This is a genomic window from Sphingobacteriaceae bacterium (genome assembly GCA_002319075.1).
Classification (GTDB): Bacteria; Bacteroidota; Bacteroidia; order B-17B0; family Aurantibacillaceae; genus Aurantibacillus.
The window spans coordinates 1,984,197-2,009,135 of record NVQB01000001.1 but is presented as its reverse complement, the minus strand read 5'-3'; the positions used below and the strand labels follow the sequence as shown (position 1 = coordinate 2,009,135).

Genomic DNA, 24,939 nt, shown 5'->3' with positions numbered 1-24,939 from the left:
CGATACTGGTTACTTCAACTCACAACTCGTCATAACCGTGGCATTCGTTGCTGCAGTTCCATTTTCAGAAAAAGAATTTTCGAAAGTAGATTCAATAGATTCTGCTTCATGATCACACGCGGCTGTGGCTTGCTTTTTCGTCATTTTACTACCGTAAGTTTTCGCGCTTGATTTATTATAATCCGTTGTGCCTGTGTAATTAGAGCTAGTCGTGCATTCGCACACATATGTTTTTTTGCAGGAGATCAATCCAGGGCTGGCGAATACCAGTAACGTGATAATTTTTTTCATTTTTCAAAGAGTTATTTGGTCAGGTCACACGATGTACTTACACTAACGCTCGGGTCAGAAGTAGTGCCATTTTCTGTCCACCAATTTGTATAAGAAGATTGAATAGCTTCTTCTTCATGCTGGCAGGCGGCTTGCGCCTGAGATTTCGTCATTTTTTGATCATAAGGCGTCTCAGTATTTTTGTAAGTGGAAGTAGATACAAATCCTCTACGCCCCGTTGTTTCTGTCGTAACACATTCGCAGGAGTAGCTCTTTTTGCAGGAGCTCAAACCTAAGATCATTAAAGCAAGCAGGGAAGCAGTTTTCATTCTGTTTAAATTTTATTAAATATAAAAATAATAGTTGTGCGTGAAACTCACTGATACCAACAAGTGTAGAAAAAAGCTCCCATTCTGCACAGGAATTTACATTTCGCACCTGACCTTAATTTTCGCGTAACATTAACGCTTGTTCAGCGATGTTTTAATAACATAAGCATAAGATAATTCATGCAACGCCCTCTTTTTCTAAGAGTAATTTTGGCTCGCTAAACAAAGCATCATGAAAAAAAATCTTACACTCCTCTTTTTATTTTTAACCTGCGTGTTCTCGGCACAGGTATCCATATTCCCGACTAACACAACATGGAAGTACCTGGATGATGGCACTGACCAGGGAACGAGTTGGTACGCGCCGGGATTTAATGACCTTGCCTGGGCTACTGGTACAGCGCAATTAGGTTATGGGGAGAGCGACGAAGCAACAGTTCTTTCCTATGGACCAAGCGCCAGCAATAAATACGTAACACATTACTTCCGTAAAACATTTACTGTACCCGCAGGGACTTATTCTCTGTTTACATTTAATTATAAGGTAGACGATGGTTTTGTCGTGTATGTTAACGGAACGGAAGCATTCAGAGACAACATGGCGACGGGCGCAGTGAATTATACCACCTTATCTACAGGCACTTCAGATGACGGACAGACGGTACGCACGAGAACGGTTTCAGCAAGCACTTTTTCTTCAGGAACAAATGTAATAGCAGTGGAAGTTCACCAGAATGCATTGAACAGTTCTGACGAGACTTTTGAATTAAACCTTATAGGTGGAGCTCCGGCCACGCTTACGGTGCCGGTGAATGTAACACTGTTCCCTGCTGCCACCACCTGGAAATATATGGACGACGGTACCGATCAGGGAACTAGCTGGTCTGCACCGGCATTTAACGACCTGGCCTGGCCAACCGGTACGGCACAGTTCGGTTTTGGAGAGAACGATGAAGCCACCCTGGTAAATGCCTGTGGCACCGTGGTTGCCACGCCAACCTGCACCAACAAATATATTACACAGTATTTCCGAAAATCAATTTCTCTAGCGAGCGTAACAGGGTATACCGCTTACACATTTAATTATAAACGCGACGACGGGATCATCGTGTATGTGAACGGAACGGAAGCATTCCGGAGCAATATGCCCACAGGGGCCGTCAACTATACAACCTGGGCATCCACTGCTGTATCAGACGATGGCCAAACTGTAATTACTACAACCGTGCCGGCAAACACCTTTTCTGCAGGAACAAACTGGATCGCTACCGAATTACATAACCGTGACGGAACAAGCTCCGATGCAACTTTTGAAATGGAACTTGTAGCGAACACAAGCTCTGTTGCAGTGCCCTCACCTACAATCGTAAAAGGACCCTATTTACAGATTGGAACGCAAAACTCTATGAAAATTCGCTGGGAGACCAGTTCTGCCTGCGATACAAAAGTAATGTACGGAACAAGTGCCGCAAGTTTAACCTCAGTTATATCAAATACGAGTCCGGTTGTTTCTCATGAAGTTTCGATAGGAAGTCTTTCCGCATACACAAAATATTTTTACAGCATTGGTACTACCTCTTTTGTTATTCAAGGCGATACCAATAATTATTTTTTAACTTCTCCCACTCCTGGTGCTGAGGGTAAATACCGTTTCTGGGTAATTGGTGATTGCGGCAACGCTTCGACCAATCAGGTGAACGTAAAAAATCAGTTTAAAAACTACAACGGTAACCGCATGGTAGATGGTTGGTTAACGCTTGGTGACAACGCTTATAGCAGCGGGAGCGACCCGCAATTCAACGCGGAGTTTTTTACTATTTATCAGAATGATGTAATGAAGAATAAAGTGCTTTGGCCGGTGCCGGGTAATCATGATTACAACAATGGCGCTGTAACTTCCTCCACTACTCCTTATTTTTCTATTTTTAATGTGCCTACTGCTGCAGAAGCCGGAGGAGTTGCTTCAGGAACTAAAGCTTATTATTCATACGACTATGGCAACATCCATTTTATTGCACTAGATTCTTATGGTACTGTAGCGGGAAATAAAATGTACGATACTACAGGAGCTCAAGCTGTGTGGCTAAAAGCAGACCTTGCTGCAAATACAAAAAAATGGATCGTAGCTTACTGGCACCATCCTCCATATACTATGGGATCTCACAACTCTGATACAGAAAGCGATCTCGTAGCTATTCGTCAAAAATTTATCCGCATTTTAGAACGTTACAAAGTAGATTTAATTTTGTGCGGACACAGTCACGATTACGAACGCTCAAAATTAATGCAAGGGCATTACGGGGCAGAGTCAACTTTCACCGCCTCCGTTCATAATCTAAGTCAATCTTCGGCATTGTACGATGGTAGTTCAAATTCTTGTCCTTACACCAAAGACTCTGTAAATCACGCTACAGGAACAGTGTATGTACTTTCCGGGTCATCCGGTCAATTAGGAGGGCAACAAGGATCTTTCCCCCATGATGCTATGCACTATTCAAATTCAACTAACGGCGGCTCTTTAGTAATGGACATTGAAGGAAATCGTTTGGATTTAAAATGGTTATGCGCTGATGGAGTAGTGCGTGACAAATTCACAATTTACAAAGATGTAAATGCCGTTAAAAATTATACGGTTCTACCTGCACAGGTGGCAACACTTCAAGCCTCTTGGCCAGGTGCATTTACATGGGATGATAATTCAACTGCAAAAACAAATACAGTGAGTGCTTTATCGGATGCAACGTTTTGGGTGAAGGATCCTAACAGTTGTGTGGCAGATACTTTTAAATTAAAAGTCCTTCCCGCTGTTGATTTTACTGCAACTGCTCCTTATTGTATATCAGCACCAATTTCATTCTCCAATCTTTCCACAAACAATACTTCGGTTTGGACTTGGTCAGTGAGCCCTTCAGCCGGCGTGCTTATAAGCTCTTCTGGTGCTCAGAATCCAAGTATTACTTTTGGCACGGCTGGTATTTATACTGTATCATTAATCGCGGAAAATACTTATGGCCCTGGATTGGCTATCACTAAAACCATTTCTGTAAATGCTAACCCCGTAGTTCTTTCATCTGCAAATGCAACGGCAATATGTATAAATCAATCAGCTAGTTTAACGGCAAGTGGTGCAAATTCGTATGTTTGGAATTCAGGAGCTACAACAAGCCTCGTGGTGGTGAATCCTACCCTATCTGCAACTTATACTGTAACAGGAACAGATTTGAACGGATGTATCGCATCAAGTATCAGCACACTGGTTGTAAATGCCCTGCCTTCGGTGAGTGTGATCACTACACCAACATCCGGAATCATCTGTTCAGGTGGAACGCTGAGTTTAAATGGGGCTGGAGCTTCTTCCTATAGCTGGACAGGCAGCATTATTAACGGATCAACTTTTACACTGAACGCAAATTCAAACTACACGCTAACTGGTACGGATGCTAACGGTTGTGAGAATACCGCTACAGTGGCTATTGTTGTGAATGCATTGCCTGCGTTGTCTGTGGTAAGTTCTCCTTCCACTGCTATGGTCTGTAACGGAGCGTCCATCTCAATAACTGCTTCGGGAGCGACATCGTATAGCTGGAATGCTGGAATTACCAATGGTGTTCCTTTCGCACCATCAACCACTGCAGTTTACACTGTAACAGCAACGGATGTGAATGGATGTCAGAATACACTGACTCAATCGGTAACGGTAAATCCATTACCAACAGTATCTGTTTCGGGAAGTTCAGCAATATGTATAGGGCAATCAGTAAACTTAACAGCCTTTGGAGCTACTACGTATTCGTGGAATACAGCTGCAAGTACTTCCGTTATTTCTGTCAGTCCGGTTACAAACAGCACTTATACTTTAACCGGTACAGATGCTAACGGTTGTCAAAATGTCGCTTTAAAAACAATAAGTGTCAATGTCTTACCACAAGTCACAATCTCAGGAAATAATGCTGTTTGCTTAGGCTCTGCTTTAACTTTAAGTGCTGGTGGTGCTGCAAGTTACGTATGGAATACAAATGCTACTACGTCTAGTATTTCTGTTAATCCAACCTCCGGAACTACTTATACGGTTACCGGTACAGATGCTAACGGTTGTGTGGATACAGAAATGAAAATTATTGCTGTGAACGCGATTCCGGTCGTAACTTTGTCTGGAAACATGTCTTTATGTGCCGGAGAAACCACAACCTTAATAGCCAATGGCGCAACAACTTATTTATGGAGTAATGCAATAGCTACTGCCACCCTGGTTAGTTCTCCGTCTGCAGGTATAAACTATACCGTAACAGGAACGGATGCAAACGGTTGTTCAAATGTAGCGGTTACAAGTTTTACGGTTAACGCGCTACCGGTTCTTGCTACTTTATCAAACGCCACCTTAATTTGTGCGGGTGAAAGTGCTACGCTTACAGTAACAGGTGCATCTGCTTACATGTGGAATACGAATGCGACGTCAAATAGTATTGTTGTTTCCCCGCTTGTTAATACAACCTACAGCGTTACGGGAAAGAGCCCGGACAACTGCTCGGCTTCAACCAGCATCGTTCAGAATGTAAGTGAGTGTACGGCAGTTGAAAAGATCAACTCAAACATCCAAACTTTAATTTATCCGAACCCTAACAAGGGGGCGTTTAACATAGAACTGAATACGCAGGGGAACTTTAATGCGGATATTTTTAATGCGTTGGGCGAGCGCGTGTATTCAGCCAAATTAGATAAAGGAACAACGCATATCGCGTTGAACCAAATTAAAGGCATTTATTTTTATGTGATTTTGAATGGATCTCAAATTCTTGAAAGAGGGAAGATTATCATTGAATAGAGATACCTATAGAAGGTTAACCAAAGTAAAGTCTTATCGAAGATTTATCTTTACTTGCCTTGTTATCCTTGTTTTATCGCCTTTTATAATTTCGTTTACAAAACAAAATTCCTCCGCCAACACGGAGGAATTTTGTCGTGTATTAGTACTCAAAAATCTCTCGGGAATAATTTCTGAATTAGGTGCTTCTGCAGATGTTCTCAGAACGGAGCAATCCAAATCAAAAAGAAGCAAAAAGCTTATCGGTCATTATCACGCGGCACGAAGCTATTACAAACAGATTGAATTTTTCACAGAATATTATTCACCTTTCGATTCTAAATTTTATATTAATGGACCGCTTGTGCCAAAAATCGAAATGGAAATAAGCGGAAAACCTTTTCCGCCGCAGGGTTTTCAGGTTATTGAAGAGAACTTGTTTGACGCCGGTAAAACAGATTTTGAAGTTCTGGAAAGGGAATACAGTCTCCTCATAGCAAAGCTTAGCGTTTTGAAAGAGTATTATTCTACTATTCGTATCGAGAGGCCTAAAATTCAGGACGCTTTAAAGCTACAGGTTATACGCATTATGTGTTTAACCATGAACGGGTACGACTGCACTATTAATAAAGAAAGTAATGTAGAATGTTCTTATGCACTGGATGGAATAGAAAAAATAATTTCTACTTACAGTGAGACTTCGGATTCGGAAACGAAAAAATTGTTCTCAAAGCTGAAACATACACTCGGCTCTTGCAGGAAGGCATTGCTTAAGCATAAAGATTCAGACAGTTTTGACCGTCTAAAATTAACTACCGAACAATTAAATCCACTTTACAGGGATCTTGTATTTTTTTTCGCGGCCCTTAAAACAGAAAAGTCTGACTTGTACTACGCTGTCAATCTTAAGCTTGCCTCTTTTTTTGAACCTGAAAGTATAAACAAACAGTATTTTTCTGTCTACATTACCGATTCATCTGATTTAAAAAGTCAGGCTGCTTTGGGAAAGCTTTTATTTTTCGATCCTATTTTATCCGGGAATAATAAAAGAGCATGTGCTTCATGTCACCAGGATAACAAAGGATTTACAGATGGGCAGGATAAGAGCATGACCTTTGATCAGTCGGGAAAACTTACGCGGAATGTTCCAACTTTAATTAACGCAGCCTATCAGAAATTATTTTTTCACGATGGCAGACTTTTTAATTTGGAAGAGCAAGCCAACGCTGTGTTTAAGAATGTGCATGAAATGAACAGTGATGAAAAAGAAGTCCTTTATAAACTTGCCCAGAGCGAAGAATATAAAACACTTTTTTCATCGGCCTTCCGGGGCACTCCTGACACAGTAATTACTACCTATGCAGTGTTAAAATGTTTATCTGAATTTATCAAGACATTGGATTCCCACAATAGTAAATTCGATAAGTATTTACGTGGAGATAGATCACAACTAAACAAAGAAGAAATAAACGGATATAATTTATTTGCCGGCAAGGCACTCTGCGGTTCTTGTCATTTTTTTCCACTCTTTAATGGAACTGTTCCGCCCATGTACAACGATAATGAGTTTGAAGTCATTGGAACTCCTGAAAAGCAGGACAATAAAAACCTTGATTCAGACCCTGGAAGAAAAACAGTCACTTCCTCTATAATTCATGACCATGCATTTAAAACACCCACACTAAGAAACATTGCTTACACAGCACCTTACATGCACAATGGCGTGTATGACAATTTAGACTCTGTATTAGTTTTTTATAACCGCGGCGGTGGAGCGGGTGTTGGACTAAAAGTTGAGAATCAAACTTTACCTTTCGATTCTTTGGGTTTGTCAAAGAAAGAATTACACGATATAAAGTCATTCCTTCTCACTTTGAGCGATACCACTGGTTTGCAGGGCGCCCCTAAAAAGCTGCCTTCTTTTAAGAATAAAGAATTTAATAAAAGAAAAATTGGCGGTGAGTACTAATTGAGCAGAACACAACTCAATTGGTTACCATTTGTAACGATCAGGTATTTTTTATTGTCCTTAAAAAGATTGCTTACCAATGGAAGTGCTGTGGCTTTTACTGTTTTTTTTGTTGAATTTACCTGGTCAAAAATGGTCAAAGCCGTTTTGTCTTCGTACAAAGTGTAGAATATAGAATGACTTTCATCGCTATAGAAGCCGGATTTACCAAGTGGTGCTTCTGAACTTTTTTCAACAATAAGATTTCCTGAAAAGTTGTAAGCTTGTACAAAGTTGTTTTTAGTGATAAGCAAATCCATACTTCTATTTTCATCCACAAGGCTAAACCTGATGTCGGCATTTTCCAGGTCTGAATGTAAACGCACAATTTCTTTTTTGTCTTCAAACGATATTTTATTCAGCAAGCCACTTTTGTCGTCTAAATAAACCAGGAAAGTTGAACTAACAGAATTTCCGGGATCCACATAAAAAGCAGTACAGTTCGAAATCGCTCGGTTTCTCAGTCCGATACGGCCAGCACCTTTGCGACTGAAGGTGTATATTTTCCCTTCCTTATCTAATGCTACAAGGTAGTCACTCGCGCCTACTTTGACGTACTGAACAGGGAGAGTGACTTCATCATCCGTTTTAACGGTCGCAAATTTATCCTGCGGCATACCATGTATCGAATAATTGTAAATGTTGCTGTTTTTACAGGCGATGAATAAGCGGTAATCCTTATTGTTATCGTAATCGAAAAGGCTCAGTGGAGCGCTTGCTTCAGCAGGGAGTTTAACAGGGTATTGCTCTACATAATTCCCATTGCGATCGATGAGGTGCAAATAATTTCTGGTATTAAATAATAATTGAAATTTATTTTTTTTGTAAATGTCAACGGTATAAATCATGGAAAGAATTTTTTCACTGAGTTGCTTCTTCCATAATACGGTGCCTTTTGCATTAACGAGATACAAGACGTTATTATCATCCTGAACAACGATTTCATTTTCGCCGGTGATATGATTTACAAAACCACTGGCAGGTGCTCCTGAAGATGCATCCAGGTTAAGTGTCCATAAAACATTTTGCTCTTTACTGTGATTTTCGGGTTCATTCATTAAATGAAGACGAAATTTTAAAGTTTTAGCATTTCCATTCACCGAAAAAGAAAAGTGTTTGAAATTAGAAAAAGGGTTTTCACCGGAAGTAGTTGTAAAGTTAAAGAAAGCCGGAATCTCTTCAGGCATCTGGTTTGGAGAAGTATAGAGAAGATAATTAAAATCCTCAGGGAAATTCTGGTTTTTATAGCCTGCAAAGCTTTCGTTCGCTGAAAGCAGATTGCCATTTTTTAAATCTTTGATCAATTGAAATAACTCTTCGCTTTTATCTGCAAAGAAGATGTGCGATTGATAAACTACCGCATAATTTGTGTTGTTTGTAGATAAAGCTACAAAGAGACGCAACGGATTGTCAATGCTGTCGTTTAATCGGAAGACAACCAGAGAATCTTTTTTCAAAACCGAGTCGCTCATAAATTTGAGGTTTTCCAGAGCCTTCAGGGTATCGTTTACCTGTACCGAAATAAATTTGGCCTGAGGGTAATTTGTTTCGAATTCAACTATGTGATTGATGAGATTGCTGTTGAAATCATTTTCTACATTGTAAAGTCCGCGCTCATTAGCTTTCATCCAATATTTTATATGCACGCGTGTAAGCGGAAAACCGTCCTTTAAATCCTGGTAAGAGCTAAATCCAAAGGCTTTAAAGAAGCGACTGTTTTGTGGAAGGAGGGCAAGAGCATCAGCAGTATTCTGAGGCTTTTGCTCGCGAAATAGTGCCAGCAATTCATCTTCTCCTGGTTCTATATACCCGTTCACTTTTATTTGGGAGGGTTGAAAATCAATAGCTCCGGCCGAATATCCTTTTTTGCAGGCGTATGCCAGGTTTAAATGAGATGCTGAATTGCTTTCCGCATATCTTGCATGATCAAGATAGATAGTGAGCAAACTGGTTTCGTCTAGTGTGTTTTTGAATTGAACAAAATCAGGATTTGTATGAAGTTTTTTTCTTTTCGAATCCAATGAGTAAATAATCAGTTCCTGCCTGTTGGAAATGGTTGCTACTCCTTCATTCAAATTAAAATAAAGAAGTAGCGCATTGAGCTTAAAGGAATAAATATTTGCTTTACTTTTTGTGGCTTTTAAAATGCCGGCAAGATGTCCGGCAATAGCGTCTTGTTTTCCAAATTGTTTGATGTTAAAAGCGGCGAGCCAACCATTTTTTTCTTTGTAGCCTGCAAGATGAATGATGTTATCTTTTATGATCTCCTGTATATCTTCATCGGCAGTACAAAGTGAGTCAAAACTGGCGAGGCTTGTGCAAATAAGATCGACTTCTCCAAAGAGCTTTAATTTATCGGCTATCAAACTCTGAGAATTGACCTTTTTATTAAGCTCAAAAAAATCTTTGGTGTTCAGATAAAACAAACACTCGTCAGGAATCACAGAAAGCGCTTCCAGCTGAGGTTTCTTGTTGTTCTTTAGATTAAAATAGGCATATATGCCCGTACCCAGGGCAAGGACAACGAAGATCCAGAAAGCAATTGTTTTAAAACGCGACACTAGTTAAAAGTAGCCATTAATGTAGAATGTTGAAACGAATGTAATGGGGACTTATTAATAAGGTTCTGTTCGTAGAGCTGGGTATTAATCCAGGTACTCTAATTCCAGGTCAAGCTGCGACGGCAAGAGGGTAAAACTCATGCGGTGCAATTCGCAGGGGCCGTGTTCTTTGATGGCAGCGCGGTGTTTTTTGGTTGCGTAACCCATATTGGTATGCCAGGAATAATGCGGATGTTTTATAGCGGCTTCTTTCATAAAGTCATCGCGGTATGTTTTTGCAAGAATACTGGCGGCCGCTATGCTCATGAATTTTGCGTCACCTTCAATAATGCATTTGTGCTCTATTTCTTTGTAACGGTTAAAACGATTACCGTCAATCAATAACAATTCAGGAATAATTTTCAACTGATCAATTGCCCTGTGCATAGCCAGGAAGGAGGCATTAAGAATGTTTATTTGGTCTATTTCGATGTGCGATACCACACCTACCGCATGAGCCAGAGCTTTTTCTTCAATCTCGGGACGCAGTTCGTAACGGTCAGCATCACTCAATTGTTTGCTGTCGTTCAACCATTTGTTTTTGTAATTCTTTGGTAAAATAACAGCAGCGGCATATACGGGTCCGGCCAGGCAGCCCCGGCCGGCCTCGTCGCAGCCTGCTTCAATACTTGTGTTATTTAAAAAGAATCTTTTAAGCACTAGTTCAGAGATTTTAAAGTCGCGTTAATGGCTTCAAAATTTGGTTGTTTTCCGGCATCTTCAAGAACTTCAGAGTATTTTAAATTTCCTTCTTTATCAATAACGAAGGCAGCGCGCTTACTAACCCCTTTCATGCCGAATCCGAATTGTTCGTAAAGACTGTTGTAAGCGGTAGATACGTCTTTATTATAGTCGCTGAGCAAATCAAAATTTAACTTTTGTTCTTCTTTAAATTTCCCTAGACTAAACAGAGAATCTGTGGAAATACCAAATACCACAGCGTTTAAACCATTATACATGGCGTAATTGTCGCGTATACTGCAAAGCTCAGCCGTACAAACACTTGTAAAGGCCAGGGGAAAAAACAATAGCACAACATTCTTTCCTTTTTGTTCGGAAAGACTAATTTCTTTTTTTTCTGTGTTAAACAGCTTAAATTCAGGGGCTTTTGCGCCGATTTCAGTACTCATACTAATATTTGTTAAGTGAGGTTTTCTTCAAAATTACTTTAAAATCATTTAAAAACTAATTTATACTTTTGCACACGATTTAAACCAATTAAAAACAATTTAAAATAAATATATGGCAAGTTTAGTAGGTAAAAAAGCGCCGTCATTCAGAACAGGTGCAGTAGTTAAAGGTGGAGAAATGGTTGAAGATTTCTCATTGGATCAATATTTAGGAAAAAAACATGTTGTATTTTTCTTCTATCCAAAGGATTTTACGTTTGTATGTCCAACAGAATTACACGCGTTCCAGGAAAAATTGAATGAGTTCGAAAGCCGTAATTGCGCGGTTGTAGCTGCAAGTACAGATACAGAAGAAAGTCACTGGGGTTGGTTACAAATGGAAAAAAAAGCGGGTGGAATTAAAGGGATCACTTATCCCATCATCGCTGATACAACAAAAACAATCGCGTTAAATTATGGCACGCTTTCGGGTGACTACGATGTAAACGAAGATGGTGAGTTGATCGCAACAGGACCAATGATCGCATTCCGTGGATTATTCTTAATCGACAAAGAAGGCGTGGTACGTCACCAGTTAATTAACGATCTTCCATTAGGTCGTAATGTAGACGAAGTGTTACGTATGGTAGACGCTTTACAATTTTTTGAAGAAAACGGTGAAGTTTGTCCTGCAAACTGGACTAAAGGTAAAGAAGGTTTAAAAGACACTCACGCAGGTGTTGCTGAGTACTTAAGCAAAAACTAAGAATGAAACTCTTATAATTTGAAAGCCGGCGAGTAGCCGGCTTTTTTGCTTTTAACATTTCACTTTGTGATTTTTTTTACCTTTATATGAATCTCCGCTTAAAACCCATAAGCATGAAACATTTTTATAGTTTGTTTTTTCTTTTTGCTTTTTTTTCGAATCACTCACAAAATTTTACGAATGGTTCGGTGTATAATTATAATGTGGGCGACACCATTGTAACTTCCTATCAACAATTCATGGCCAGTCCCAACCCACAACCTCCCCCATCGTGGACTTACCGGATTTTTACCGGTAAAAATTTTTCTACGAATATGGATACTGTTTATTATACAGTTCATGACGTAGTAGCTAATTATACCTGTTACCCGTGTGGTCCGGTAATTAATTCCTACAATTCAGCTTTTGCGGTAACAGATCTATCGGCTTCTGCTCTTAACTTTCAATTTACTTCCGGCTCTTGCGGACAGCGTGTCGATACCAGCTACATAAATAATTGCGGAATATTCGAGCACGATGCTTTTTTAGACTTTGCAACCAGCGATAGTAACTGTTTTGAACCTCCCACATTATTCTATAGGGTAATTGAGGGAATCGGTGTCTTTGAGCATACTTTGTCTTTAACCGCAGCTTATCCCAATCCCTCTGGTTTTGAAACCCGCCTGGAATGGTACCGTAAAGGAAGTAACCGCTGCGGCCAGTCGTACGGCATACCAGATGGGCTATCGGAGTTTAATTTAAGCGCCCAGAAACTAAAGGTTTTTCCGAATCCCTCTAACGGTCTCTATTTAATTAACACCAACGAAGAAGGAACTCTTATAGTCATGAATAGTTTTGGGCAGGAGCTTTCCACTGAAACAATTTCGCCTGAACGGAATCAAATTAACCTCACCAATTTTGCAGTAGGCGTTTACACATTGAAATTTAAAACGGCTAAACATAATTATCTGGCGAAGGTTGTGAAAGAATAATCTTTATCTCTTAGGTTTAGAGTGACCTTTTTATACAGTATATCAGTCGGTTATTTACCCTCCCGCCTTCTTAGCTTTGTAGCCTTCTTTTAAAAGCAATAGAATAACTTTATCACGATGTTCTCCTTGTATGAGAATTTCGCGTTCCTTAACCGAACCTCCAACACCACATTTTTGTTTCAATAATTTTCCAAGCGTTTCTATATCGCCGGTTTTACCGGTAAAGCCCGTGATCCTCGTTAAGAGCTTGCCGCCGCCTAAACGATCAAGATATACTTTTAAGTGTTGTTCACCGGGTTTCATAACAATTTCTTCTTCAAGATCATCTTCGGGTTTAAAATTCGGATTTGTAGAGTACACAAGTCCACCGCTTTTTTCTTTTTTGCTCATCGCTTGAATCTTATAAAAAATAAGGGAATAAAAATTACTAAAATAAAACAAACTATAAGGAGCCAGAGATTATGTAATTGTTTTTGTGGTGTATAAACGTGCTCTATACTTTCAGGAAGATCAAAATCGAAAGCTGCCTCGCGGGAGCTTTGCTGGGCCATGACACTGTCTTTACTTAGTTCGTATTTTTTTAACCAGCTATAGGCGGCCTCATAATTTTTTAATTCAGAATAATACTCTGAATAAATTTTAAAGGCTGTCTGCATAGCTTGGTAATACTCATAGTGAGCACTAATGGCATAGGCCGTGTCCAAATTTTCTTTTGCTTTTTCGGGATTTCTCAGGCGAATATAATTGGAAGCCAGATTTAAATAACTGTCTGCTACTTCCACATTATTATCCATCATATTGCGAATCTTCAAAGCGTCTTCATTGTAGGCTATAGATTTTTCATAATTGCCTTTATCAAAAAAAACCTGTGCCATATTGTTCAGGCAGAGAGATCGCATCTCATAATCATTCAGCCTTTCGGCCATTTTTAAAGCTAGCGCGTAATTTTCAAATGCTGCGTCATTTTGTTTTGTAGTTTGTTTTAAAACGCCAAGATTTATCAGGCAGTCTGCAGCTCTTTTCTCATCACCTGTTTCGCGAAAAATTTCCAGTGCTTTTAGATAAGAAGCTTCTGCTCGTTCAAACAATTGTAAGTCGGTATAGATATTTCCAAGATTTGTGTAACTCAGGGCCATAGCACTTTTATCTTTGGTTTCCGTGCGGATAGAGAGTGCTTTTTGATGGTAGGCCAATGCTTTTGTAAAATCTCCTTTCTTATAAAATAAAATTCCCAACAAATTATAACTTTTGGCAAGGTGTTTTTTAGATTCTGATATGTGAGCCTGCTCTTCGCACATATTGGCGTAATAAAAAGCAAGTTGAGGATCACTATTACGTAGAGCAAAACCTTGTTTGTAGAGTTGGTTCACTTTTTCAGTGTCGTTTTGCAGCAACAAAATACGCGTCAATAGGGTATCACTTTCCTGGGAACGTAACAGATTAGAAATAACTAATAAAAAAAAGGTTAAGCGCATCTTCTTATTTCCATCAAATGTATAATTTTAAGACTTATTATTGAAACAATGATCCACTATTCTTTTTACCAGAAAAATCCTTCTTCGCATTACATTTATATCGACATGATTGTCGAAAATCCAGGCTCCGGCAAGCTGCAACTCCAACTGCCGGCATGGCGTCCGGGTCGCTACGAACTTGGTAACTTTGCAAAGAATGTAAAGCGCGTGGATATGTTTAACGAAAAAAATGAAGTGCTCGAATACACCAAGCTGAATAAAGATCTTTGGGAAGTTGAAATTGGTGAAAGCAAACGTGTAAAGATTACTTATAGTTATTACGCAGCCGAATTAAATGCCGGCGCATGTTATGCAGATGGCTCGCAACTTTATGTAAATCCTGTTCACTGCTGCATGTATGTTGTAGGACGAACACAAGAGGAGCATAAAGTAGAGCTGCAAGTTCCAGAAACTTATAGCATCGCCTGCTCTTTAAAAACTGAAAAAAGCACTTTGATCGCGGCAAATTACGATGAGCTGGTAGATTCACCTTTTATAGCTTCGGCAGATATTAAAACGGATAGCTATACAGTAAACGGAATTAAATTTTTTGTTCATTTTAACGGAGAATGCCAACCTGACTTCAAAAAGATAAAAACAGACTTTGAAGCTTTCACAAAAAAACAAATTGAATTCTGGAATGATTTTCCGTACGACGAATATCATTTTTTATTCCAGGTTTTACCTTTCAAATTCTATCATGGTGTCGAACATAAGAAAAACACGGTAATAGCAATTGGTCCGGGCTATGCGATCAATTCGGGGGCAACTTATGAAGATATTTTAGGAGTGAGTTGTCACGAATTATTTCATACCTGGAATATCAAAACAATTCGTCCCATCGAAATGCAGCCTTACGATTATACAAAAGAAAATTATTCGCGCACGGGCTATGTCTACGAAGGGTTTACGACCTATTATGGCGACAAACTTTTATTAAGTTCTTCGGTCTTTTCTACACAACAGTATTTTAATACACTTCAGGAGCGTCTTGTAAAACATTTTCACAACGCCGGCCGTTTCAATTTAAGCGTAGCCCATAGCAGCTGGGAAACCTGGCTCGATGGCTACGTTCCGGGTGCACCATACCGTAAAACAAATATTTACGACGAAGGAAACTTAGTGGCTTTTATGCTGGACGTTAAGATCATGCAGGCAACAGAGAACCAAAGATCGCTCCGTGATGTTTGTGTTTTGCTCTACGACCGTTTCGGAAAAAAAGCGATTGGATATACCGAACAAACTATTATTGACCTTGTAAACGAAGTTAGTGGAAAAGACTTCAGAGAGTTTTTTAAAACTTATGTTTACACGCCAGGTGATTTTGAAAGTCCTTTAAAAGAATGCTTCGACTATTTAGGAATTGATTTTACAAAACAAAATAATTCGAATGTTCATGAACATACTTTTGGATTTAAAGCTATTGATAGTGGTTTTTTCAGCAAGATAAGTCTTGTTTTTCCTTATTCTCCAGCCTGGAAAGCGGGTCTTTTCGCCGGCGATGAGATCCTTGCTGTTAATGGCATGATGCTGAAAAATAATTTAAATCACTGGCTGCAGTATTTTATGTCAACCGAAGAACTAACGCTTACTGTAAATTCGGCCGAGCAATTGAAAACTATTTCCTTACTAAAAGATAAAAAAGAAACTTCCTGGTTTTTTAATCCTGTGTTAAAATTAAAAGATGCAAAAGAAAATGAAGCTTTTGAAAGATGGAAGCAATTTTAGAAAGGTTTCTGTTTACAACTTTTAATTGACAATCTGGTTTCTGAATTCTATTTTCAAGAGATATTAATCTTATAAAATCTAAACAAAATGGAAGAAACAACTACACAACCCAGTTTTGCTTTCGATATTGTTCATCAGGACAATTATTCAAGGGGGCAATTGATTCTGCGTACTCTGTTCGGACAGCTTTTCATTATGATTCCGCACGGATTTCTTTTGTTCTTTATTGGTATTGGCTCGGCAGTACTTGGCTTCATTGCCTGGTGGGCCGTTCTATTCACAGGCCAGTATCCTCGTTCTTTTTTTGATTTCCAGGTGTCCTTGATAAGGTGGACAACAAGACTCCAGGCAAGATTACTGAATTTGGCCGACGGCTATCCGGCTTTTGGACTGAGTGCACAAGACGATAAGGTCAATGTAACTATTGCTTATCCACAAAAATTAGATCAGGGCCTTCTATTGCTTCGTCTGTTTTTTCAATTTATTTATGTGCTGATTCCTCACGGCATCTGTTTATTTTTTCGTGGCATTGCCACTATTTTTGTGGCTTTTATAGCCTGGTGGGCCGTACTTATAACGGGCAAATATCCTAAAGGTCTGTATGATTTTTCTGTTGGCACCCTGAGATGGGCAACCCGCGTAAATATCTACTTGTCTTTTCTTACAGATAAGTACCCGCCATTTTCTGGTAAACCATAATTTGTTTAAATAGTGAAGGACCAGTTTTTCTGGTCCTTTTTATTTTTTACCATTCACCATACATTTTGTGCGATGATGTAAAATCGATCTTACTTATTAGTTTATCCATTTTTTTATTAGCATTTTTACCTGTCTAAAAAATAAACTTATGGAAAACACAATTGACGAAAACTTTCAAATGCCCTCAGAACCTATTGCTCAACGCCCTGAATTTTTGAAAATTCTTTGCATTCTATCTTTCGTGGCATGCGGACTCATGATACTTGTAAGCGCTATCGGCACTGTTTGTCTGGCTATGGATGACGCAACTATTGATAAAATATGGCCGCAGATAGCTGCAAGCAGTCCTGAAATGGCTGAGATAGACCCTTATACTTTTTTTCATGGAATAGGGATGGCTTGTCTTTATTCACTTATAGCAAATGTTTTTTCTTTAATCGGCGTAATTATGATGTGGCGTCTCGAAAAAATAGGCGTAATAATTTATGCCATTGCTGAGCTTGCTACTAATTTCTTTTCAACTGATATTGGTCTCGAAAAAGAAAAGTCTTACGGTGGAACAATTTTTATGGTGGTGATAGACCTTGTCTTTATTGGCATGTATGTGGCTAATATAAAATACATGAACAAAAAAAATAACAATACTTTTATTCAATCCGGTTCGTAATACTTAACATCCATTTTCTTTCCTGGAATTTTGTAGGTCGCGAAAACCTCAAAATTTTAGAGTAGTAGTGATAATTAAATTTCTTAGCATGGCAGAATCAAAATATCCCAGGGGACTTTTCTTTTTAGTATTCACAGAATTCTGGGAACGTTTTGGCTATTATTTAATGATAGGGATCTTTTTCCTTTACATGACTGCTGATGGAAAAAATGGCGGCATGGGTTGGGAAAGATCAACAGCTTCTGACATCTTCGGAACTTTTATTGCATTGGCCTATCTTACGCCTTTTATGGGCGGGCTCCTCGCCGATTTAAAACTCGGATACCGGTTTTCAGTAACACTTGGAGGAATATTGATGGGTATAGGTTATTGTATGCTTGCTATCCCGGAGAAATGGGCGTTTTTTACTTCTCTTGCGGTGATGGTTGTGGGCAACGGTTTCTTTAAACCCAATATTGCAACGCTACTCGGAAATCTTTATAATGATCCACGTTACCGTGATAATAAGGACACCGGTTACAATATTTTTTATATGGGTATTAATGTGGGTGCGTTAATCTGCAATTTTGTGGCCGCCATTATGCGAAACAAAATAGGTTGGCACGGCGCGTTTATTACAGCAGGAATTGGAATGTTTATCGGCGTTATCACCTTTTGGGCAGGTATGAAACATTATAAACATGTTGATGTACGCAAAGAACCAAAGCCGGAAGATAAACCGTTTTTAATGCAGTTCGTAAAAGTCCTGTGTGTGGGTGTTCTGTTTGCAGTTATTGGGTGGGTTATTCCTAATGCTATTTGGGGTAAAGAAGGTAAGATCTTTACAATTATGGGAAGTCAAAGTACCGATGCTTTTTTTATGTTTTGTATCCCTGTGATTTATTTTTATTCATCTATTTACAAGAAAGCCACAGCAGAAGAACGCAAACCGCTCGGAACAATGTTTACTATTTTTATTATCGTAATTTTATTCTGGGCTATTTTTAAACAAAATGGAACTGCATTAACTACTTATGCTGAGTATTATACAGAAAGAGAAAGCCCTAAACAGATAACAGCCATTACAAAGGATCTTGGCTTCTCTGAAACACTTGTGGCCCGAAATGAGGAAGTAAATCAAGTAGACGAACAGTTTAGAAAAATAAAAGACGAGACAGGAAAACCCGTGAAGTGTATCGACTATCCGCTCTATTTCAAGAACAGTGCACCTGAAAAAATACCATCGGAAGGTGGTTCCGTAAATCTGGTGAACACCGAAATATTTCAATCGATAAATCCCTTTTTCGTAGTTGTACTAACGCCTTTAATCATTGCCTTCTTTGCTTTTCTACGGAGAAAAAAGATGGAACCAACTACAGCTACAAAAATTGCTTATGGTTTATTGATTAGTGCACTCTCTACTTTGGTTATGGTGTTTGCTGTTTATCATACAAATAACGGTATGGATAAGGCCAGCGCCTGGTGGCTTGTAGCCAGCTATGGAGTTATAACGGTTGGCGAATTGCTGCTCAGTCCTATGGGATTATCGATGGTATCAAAACTTGCTCCTTTACGCCTTACCGCATTGATGATGGGAGGCTGGCAACTCGCAACCTCGATCGGAAATAAATTAAGTGGCGTTCTTGCAAAAAACTGGGATAAGTTTGATGACAAAGCAAATTACTTCTGGCTAAATTTTGCTCTATTGATGTTTGCGTTTTTGATTATGATGCTTTTATTGAAGCGCCTAAACAGAGTGTTTAAGGAAGGATGATCGCATTGTAACTATAAAAACCTTTGCGTACTCTGCCTCTTTGCGCGAAATATTCTAGGCCCACTCCCAGGCCGTTCTATACATACCGTTCTTCTCACAGTACTCTAAAAACTGTTGATAAAAATCACTGGAACCAATCGTAGCACTGTCTCCAATCACCACTAATTTTTTCTTAGCGCGGGTAATAGCAACATTCATTCTTCTCAGATCATTTAAAAATCCAATTTCATGTTTTTCGTTACTTCTAACAAGACTGATATAAATAACATCACGTTCTTCGCCCTGGAACCCATCAATGGTTTTTACACTCAGATTTTGAAGTTTACTTCTTTCTAAATCCAGATCTGATATATTTTCTTTTAACCATTCTCGCTGCTCTTTGTAGGGAGAAATAACGCCTATTTCCAGCGCAGGTAAATCTGCGTGAGTAGAATAATCTAAAAGCAATTGTTGCAAATGTTTAAATAAAATCTCGCCTTCTTTTGGATTCCAGTAACTTAATGTTTCCGGATTTTGGATCTCATCAAAACTGCAGCCCGCCGTATCAATAAACTCAATACTTTTACCAAGGTAAGAGTCGTCATTTACAAGCACATGTGTGGCAACGGTTTCATCGGCTATCAACTCATTTTTGTAAAAGTAGTGATTGCTGAATCCCATAATAGCCGAATTCATGCGGTACTGACGGTTTAAAAGCACCACCGCTTCTTTAAATTCTATACAGCGATCTAAAAGTGTTTGATCGAGTCCGCCGCGTTTTGCCTCCATACTTTTTACTACGGGAGGTAATTGAAAATGATCTCCAGATAAAATCAAACGTTTACATTTTAAAAGAGGAATCCAAACCATTGGTTCTAAAGCTTGCGAAGCTTCGTCAAAAAACAAAGTATTAAAACGTTTTTTCGCCAAAGCCCTGTGTGTGCTGGTTACCGGGGTACAACAAATTACCTGCGAGGTTTTAAAAAGTTCGTCTACAATAAAGTCTTCAAGCAACCGCGCTTCTTTAATACAGTTTTTTGCTTCGGTATAATAAGCAGTCCGCTGTTGGGCTTCTTCTTTACCGAAAGTGCGTTTATATTTTCCCGCCATTCTGAAGTATTCTTCAGCATTACGGCGCAAATTTTTTATGTCTTTGTAATAAGGAGAGGAAGCTATTTTTCCATCCATGCTACTGTTCAGTAGTTCCTCGGCCATACGAGCAGGGTGCCCGAGACGCAGCACGTCAATTCCTAACTCTACGAGTTTTTCTGTCAATACATCCACCGCCGCATTTGTTGGCGCACAAACCAAAACTTGTTTTTCACTTTGTAAAGTCAAACGAATGGCTTGTACCAAACTTGTTGTTTTCCCCGTACCAGGCGGACCATGCACTACGCCAATAGCGTTCACGCTCATCACATGACGTACCGCTCTGTTTTGAGAAAGATTTAATTGTGGAATTAATATGTCCTCATTTATTTTTTCAAATGAAAGGGGAATTTCTCCTTCAATCATTTCGCGAAGTTCTGCTACACGGTTATATTTAGCATCAATTACCTGATCTAAGGCGCGCTGCATTTCGTTGTAACTATTGTCGTCAAACTGGATATTTAACCCCAGCTTACCTTCGTAACACCAGTCGGGAAGCTCATCCGCATGTATGATCAACTTTAAACTGTTTTTCGAAACAGATTTTATCGTACCCGTAATTTCATGGGTCTCTTCCTGGTAATTACTAAAAAGACTTACATTTTTTCCAGAACTGAATTGATGTGCTTTGTCAATTTGCGAAGTCCGTTCAATTTCTAAATGCAATAGATCTCCGGAACCAAGTTCTTCACTATTTATTTTTACCGGATACCAGGTAACACCATTTTTTTTTCTCTGTTCTAAATTAACACGTAGAAATAGTTCTTTATAAAGACGGTAATCTTCGTCGCGTTCAATTTTTAATAAGTCTTTAACGTGCTTTAAACGCTCAACGGCCGTGAGTTTAGCCATTCTTGGAGTCTTTCAATTTAAGTTCTGCACGAAGCTGTGCGCTGGTCTTTGTACTTCCGTCATGACTCCAGCCCGGGGGGCCAAAGACATACATAAATTTTGCTTTAAGAGGAGCTTTCTTTCTTCTAAGGTCGTTCCAAATATTACGCCATTCGTGAAAAACCATATTAATGGGATGGTAAGATTTTAAGTTGCTGGTAAGGCCATATACCACTTCTTCTTTTTCTTCTTCAAAAGTACCAAATAGCCTGTCCCAGATAATAAAGACCATGCCCATGTTTTTATCTAAATAACGTACGTTGCTGGCATGGTGTACCCGGTGGTGCGAGGGTGTAGACATGATCCATTCGAGTGGACCAAGTTTGCCAACTGTTTTTGTATGAATCAAAATACCAAAAATTTGTGTGATGGCATACATCAATAAAACATCTAAAGGATTAAATCCCAGGAAGGATAGCGGGATAAAATAAATAAAGCGGTAAAGCGGTTGAAAAACAGAAGAACGGAAACCAACTGTAAAATTAAATTCTTCAGAAGAATGATGTGTTACGTGGATAGCCCAGAACAAGCGGCAATAATGATCTACACGATGCAGCCAATAAAACAAAAAGTCTTGTCCAACGAGCAGTGCCGTCCAATAAAAGACGGGGTGTAAATGTTTATCTATCTGAACAAACTTAAACTGGTAGAAGAACCAAAGTACAGCGAGACCGGCCGCACGAACCAAAAGGTCGAGACCACCATTAAGCATGCTCAGGTAAACATTGGCGATAGTTCCTTTGGTAGAATAATATTTTTTTTCATGCCAGTAACTGTAAAAAATCTCGAAGCCAATTATAAGCGTATAAATCGGGATCGCAAATTTTAAAATTACCGCTTCACTAAAGTCGTCCATGCGGCTGCAAAGATACGGAGTTTATAGAAATTTTAAAAATGGGGCTTTTGGATCGTACTATAGCTTTTGAACGGAATTATGCTGATAGCGTAAATTGGTCAGTTCATTTTTTATAGCCGTGCAATTTTCACCACAACATGCGCTTCTTAAGATTGGTAATATGCGCCAGGTGATGCTGGCAATGCCAGGCGTAAGACGCAGCGGCCTCTTTCAAACTTAGTTCTTTTCCTTTTTCAGGATGAATAAATCCGCGTTTCCATTGTTTTTCATCAAGCGATCTTAAAATTTTTGCCCAGCGCGCATGAACACCTTCCAAAATGTTTAAAGAAAAATGAATTGGCATAGATCCATCCGCCAACTCTGCCCACAATTCCTGCCTGTAAGGTTTTATAATCGGAGTTTCCTCCGTAAGTGCCATTTTAACGCGAATCAAAGCGTTCATATGACTGTCAGCACAGTGATTCACAACTTGTATCACGCTCCAGCCATCCGGACGATAAGGCACATCTAACTGGGAATTTGTGAGATTCTCTACTTCGAGTTTCAGGCGTTTAGGAAAACTCTCAATAATAGAGATATAATTTTCTAGATCTTCATGGGAATAATCATCCAGGGCTTTGAAGTGTCCGATAGGGTATTTTAATTCTTCCATATAACTGAACTATTTAATAAAATCACTTTTACCAAGTTGAAAACGGAGGACTGGATGTAAGTTAAACTTTAGAGCTTCAATAAAAACAAAGCTTTTATTGCTATGTGTAACTTTTGAAGGCTTGCATGTTTTCTAGGGCATCCGATCTCAATCAGGATGTTTTTCTATGTCTCTATGTGGTTAAATTGTTCGGTGAATCTACCTTCACTAATTCGTCCGCATTTAAGGTATAGTAATCCGGTTTCACTTTTTTTCTCGCTTGAATATAATTCTGATACTCCACCGAATTATTTTTTCTCCCGGTCATTACCTCGTCATAATTTCCATTAAGACCAATTAAAAGCTCCGTCATTTCCCGCACCGCGAATGAGCCACCAGCAGAGGCACTCAGGTAATCTACTAATTTGTGTTTAATACAATACTGCGCAAAAAGAGGATTGGCCTTCTGATTTACCATCATTCTTATTCCACAAACTTCTGCAATGGGAATATCGAGCACATCATCGAAAAAATAGGCGATCTCTTCCGGCTTTAAATTTTCTTTTTCACAAAGCAGGTCAAGAGCCGCGCGTTTGTGAGGCACTTTAAATAAAGAATAATTCAAACATTCTCTTTCGCTGAAATAGAAAGCTGTATCGTTTTTTTCCCCACTGATAATAGCAGTAAACGGAAGTTTTTTATTTTTGAGATAATAGGAAAAACGCAGTAGGTTTTGTCCCATGCTGTCAACCTCGCTGAAATTGCTTCCTCCGGAAGATTGTTTTTCTCCGTTATTATAAACGCCATCCCAGTCAAAAACAAAAGCTTTTATCTTTTCGAGTTTGATTCTCATTTCATCGGCTGAAGTAATAAATCTTCCACCAATAACGCCATATAAATTCTCAGGTTCTGTCATAAAACTTTTTAAAAAAAAACTAAAAACCTGGGCATATCTGCTGCCCAGGTTTTAATTAAGTGTCAGTTCGAGCTTGGTCGAATGTCAAGTCAAGCAGGGTAAAAGAGTAAAGACTCTTTTGAGCCAGCTCGTGTGTTAGCAATGTCAAGTCGAGCAGGGCAAAAGAGTAAAGACTCTTTTGAGCCAGCTCGTGTGTTAGCAATGTCAAGTCGAGCGTAGTCGAATGTCAAGTCGAGCGTAGTCGAGACTAAGATTTCAAATCCTGAATATCCAACATCCCAACTGGTTTACCGTTTTCAGTCACCACAATGGTATCAACAGAAGTCTTTTTAAATAAAACACTTGCGTCATTCAACAATACACCTCCATCAATTGTAATTGGTTCGCGGAATTCAACGTCACTTAATTTTTTGCTTAAAATGCCGTGACCTTTTTCCTGTAACAATTTACGTAAAGAACCATCTGTAAATACTCCTTTAATGCTACCGTCTTTTTTTACAACGGTAATAGCACCAAAATTGAATTCAGTCATTTTAACCAAAGCATCAGTAATATTAGTTTCTTCTGCAACGATTGGATTTACGCCGTTCATCGCTTCTTTCACACGCACCATCATCAAACGGGTATCAGCAATAAACTGATCCGTTCCTAAAGTAGTGAAATTATTCTCCGTTAATTGCTTTAGTACTTTTAGGGGAACTGTGATTGTATGAACGCCAATGTTGATGGCATTTCTCACGTGTTCTGCATGTCTCACCGAAGAGAACATGATTTTTGTATCGTACCCGTAAATTTCTACAGCGTCAACACATTGCTCAACCAGCGTTAAAGCATCGTGACCCTGATCCTGTAAACGCCCAACTAATGGACAAACATAAGTAGCACCCGCTTGCATAGCCATATAAGCTTGTTGCAACGTATACACCAAATGCACGTTTACCAGGTACCCTTTATCTCTTAATAATTTACAAGCTCTAACACCTTCTAAAGAAACCGGAATTTTAAAAACTGTTTTTGTAGGATCTAATCCAAGAGCTAACTGACGCTCAGCTTCCGCTAATACTTCCTCAGCAGTGTTTCCTAATGCTTCGATTTGGAGCACAGGCACAATCTTGCTTAATTTTACAATTGTTCCGTCAATATCCGTAATTCCTTCCTTTTGCATAAAGGTTGGGGTTGTGGTTAAGCCGTTTAAAAAGCCCAATTTAAAACCTTCTTCAATTTCTTTTAAATTGGCTGAGTCTAAGTATAATTCCATATTCGTATTAAATTAAGCTGTAAAGAAACTAAAAAAAAATGAAT

20 protein-coding genes are annotated in these 24,939 nt (G+C 39.1%); 8 read left to right on the top strand and 12 right to left on the bottom strand.

Annotation, left to right across the window (positions count from 1 at the left end; genetic code table 11):
- Nucleotides 1–9 precede the first annotated feature (9 nt).
- Both CNR22_08830 and CNR22_08825 read right to left on the bottom strand, forming a co-directional pair.
- Nucleotides 10–291 carry a hypothetical protein gene (locus tag CNR22_08830; protein PBQ31869.1) on the bottom strand — a complete coding sequence of 94 codons (282 nt, stop codon included), beginning with the start codon at nt 289–291 and terminating at the stop codon, nt 10–12.
- A gap of 11 nt (nt 292–302) precedes the next feature.
- Nucleotides 303–599, bottom strand: coding sequence for a hypothetical protein (locus CNR22_08825; protein ID PBQ31868.1), 297 nt, complete (start codon nt 597–599; stop codon nt 303–305).
- 232 nt (nt 600–831) lie between these two features.
- Here CNR22_08825 and CNR22_08820 point away from each other — a divergent pair, with 232 nt between their 5' ends.
- Both CNR22_08820 and CNR22_08815 read left to right on the top strand, forming a co-directional pair.
- Nucleotides 832–5,421 carry a hypothetical protein gene (locus CNR22_08820; protein PBQ31867.1) on the top strand — a complete coding sequence of 1,530 codons (4,590 nt, stop codon included), beginning with the start codon at nt 832–834 and terminating at the stop codon, nt 5,419–5,421.
- The gene (locus CNR22_08815; protein PBQ31866.1) at nt 5,378–7,369 is read left to right on the top strand and encodes a cytochrome-c peroxidase; all 1,992 of its coding nucleotides are present in this window, start codon (nt 5,378–5,380) and stop codon (nt 7,367–7,369) included. The genes CNR22_08820 and CNR22_08815 overlap by 44 nt, the downstream gene beginning before the upstream one ends.
- Here the strand turns inward: CNR22_08815 and CNR22_08810 are convergent.
- The 3 genes from CNR22_08810 to CNR22_08800 form a co-directional block, all read right to left on the bottom strand.
- A complete protein-coding gene (locus tag CNR22_08810) occupies nt 7,366–9,969 on the bottom strand; it encodes a hypothetical protein (GenBank protein ID PBQ31865.1) in 2,604 nt (867 codons plus the stop codon). The two genes, CNR22_08815 and CNR22_08810, sit on opposite strands and share 4 nt — an antisense overlap.
- An 84-nt stretch (nt 9,970–10,053) precedes the next feature.
- Nucleotides 10,054–10,668 carry a ribonuclease HII gene (locus tag CNR22_08805; GenBank protein PBQ31864.1) on the bottom strand — a complete coding sequence of 205 codons (615 nt, stop codon included), beginning with the start codon at nt 10,666–10,668 and terminating at the stop codon, nt 10,054–10,056.
- Nucleotides 10,668–11,138, bottom strand: coding sequence for a peroxiredoxin (locus CNR22_08800; GenBank protein PBQ31863.1), 471 nt, complete (start codon nt 11,136–11,138; stop codon nt 10,668–10,670). Before CNR22_08800 ends, CNR22_08805 begins: the two co-directional genes overlap by 1 nt.
- Before the next feature lie 112 nt (nt 11,139–11,250).
- On the opposite strand from CNR22_08800, the gene CNR22_08795 reads away from it, so the two are divergent.
- Together CNR22_08795 and CNR22_08790 are read left to right on the top strand one after the other, a co-directional pair.
- Entirely contained in the window at nt 11,251–11,883 is a 633-nt protein-coding gene (locus CNR22_08795; protein PBQ31862.1) for an alkyl hydroperoxide reductase, read from the top strand.
- 86 nt (nt 11,884–11,969) lie between these two features.
- Nucleotides 11,970–12,854: a hypothetical protein gene (locus CNR22_08790; GenBank protein PBQ31861.1), complete on the top strand. Its 885-nt coding sequence runs from the start codon at nt 11,970–11,972 to the stop codon at nt 12,852–12,854.
- Nucleotides 12,855–12,908: 54 nt separating this feature from the next.
- Here the strand turns inward: CNR22_08790 and CNR22_08785 are convergent, their stop codons facing one another.
- Complete coding sequence (locus CNR22_08785) at nt 12,909–13,244, bottom strand: translation initiation factor (protein ID PBQ31860.1); 336 nt, start codon at nt 13,242–13,244, stop codon at nt 12,909–12,911.
- Nucleotides 13,241–14,329 carry a hypothetical protein gene (locus CNR22_08780; protein ID PBQ31859.1) on the bottom strand — a complete coding sequence of 363 codons (1,089 nt, stop codon included), beginning with the start codon at nt 14,327–14,329 and terminating at the stop codon, nt 13,241–13,243. The genes CNR22_08785 and CNR22_08780 overlap by 4 nt, the downstream gene beginning before the upstream one ends.
- A 48-nt stretch (nt 14,330–14,377) precedes the next feature.
- Between CNR22_08780 and CNR22_08775 the strand changes: the two genes are divergently transcribed.
- The 4 genes from CNR22_08775 (at nt 14,378) to CNR22_08760 (ending at nt 19,215) form a co-directional block, all read left to right on the top strand.
- Nucleotides 14,378–16,096, top strand: a complete 1,719-nt coding sequence (locus CNR22_08775; GenBank protein ID PBQ31858.1) for a peptidase M61 — start codon at nt 14,378–14,380, stop codon at nt 16,094–16,096.
- Nucleotides 16,097–16,183: 87 nt separating this feature from the next.
- Nucleotides 16,184–16,795: a hypothetical protein gene (locus CNR22_08770; GenBank protein ID PBQ31857.1), complete on the top strand. Its 612-nt coding sequence runs from the start codon at nt 16,184–16,186 to the stop codon at nt 16,793–16,795.
- 148 nt (nt 16,796–16,943) lie between these two features.
- Nucleotides 16,944–17,462, top strand: coding sequence for a hypothetical protein (locus CNR22_08765; protein PBQ31856.1), 519 nt, complete (start codon nt 16,944–16,946; stop codon nt 17,460–17,462).
- 88 nt (nt 17,463–17,550) lie between these two features.
- Nucleotides 17,551–19,215 (top strand): MFS transporter, encoded by a 1,665-nt coding sequence (locus CNR22_08760; GenBank protein PBQ31855.1) that lies wholly within the window; start codon nt 17,551–17,553, stop codon nt 19,213–19,215.
- Between the two features lie 54 nt (nt 19,216–19,269).
- Here the strand turns inward: CNR22_08760 and CNR22_08755 are convergent, their stop codons facing one another.
- The 5 genes from CNR22_08755 to CNR22_08735 form a co-directional block, all read right to left on the bottom strand.
- Nucleotides 19,270–21,195, bottom strand: a complete 1,926-nt coding sequence (locus tag CNR22_08755; protein PBQ31854.1) for an IGHMBP2 family helicase — start codon at nt 21,193–21,195, stop codon at nt 19,270–19,272.
- Nucleotides 21,188–22,090 carry a sterol desaturase gene (locus CNR22_08750; protein ID PBQ31853.1) on the bottom strand — a complete coding sequence of 301 codons (903 nt, stop codon included), beginning with the start codon at nt 22,088–22,090 and terminating at the stop codon, nt 21,188–21,190. Before CNR22_08750 ends, CNR22_08755 begins: the two co-directional genes overlap by 8 nt.
- Before the next feature lie 127 nt (nt 22,091–22,217).
- Entirely contained in the window at nt 22,218–22,742 is a 525-nt protein-coding gene (locus CNR22_08745; GenBank protein ID PBQ31852.1) for a metal-dependent hydrolase, read from the bottom strand.
- Nucleotides 22,743–22,914: 172 nt separating this feature from the next.
- Nucleotides 22,915–23,637 carry a phosphatase gene (locus tag CNR22_08740; protein ID PBQ31851.1) on the bottom strand — a complete coding sequence of 241 codons (723 nt, stop codon included), beginning with the start codon at nt 23,635–23,637 and terminating at the stop codon, nt 22,915–22,917.
- A 247-nt stretch (nt 23,638–23,884) separates the two neighbouring features.
- The gene (locus CNR22_08735) at nt 23,885–24,895 is read right to left on the bottom strand and encodes a transaldolase (GenBank protein ID PBQ31850.1); all 1,011 of its coding nucleotides are present in this window, start codon (nt 24,893–24,895) and stop codon (nt 23,885–23,887) included.
- Between the last annotated feature and the right edge of the window lie 44 nt (nt 24,896–24,939).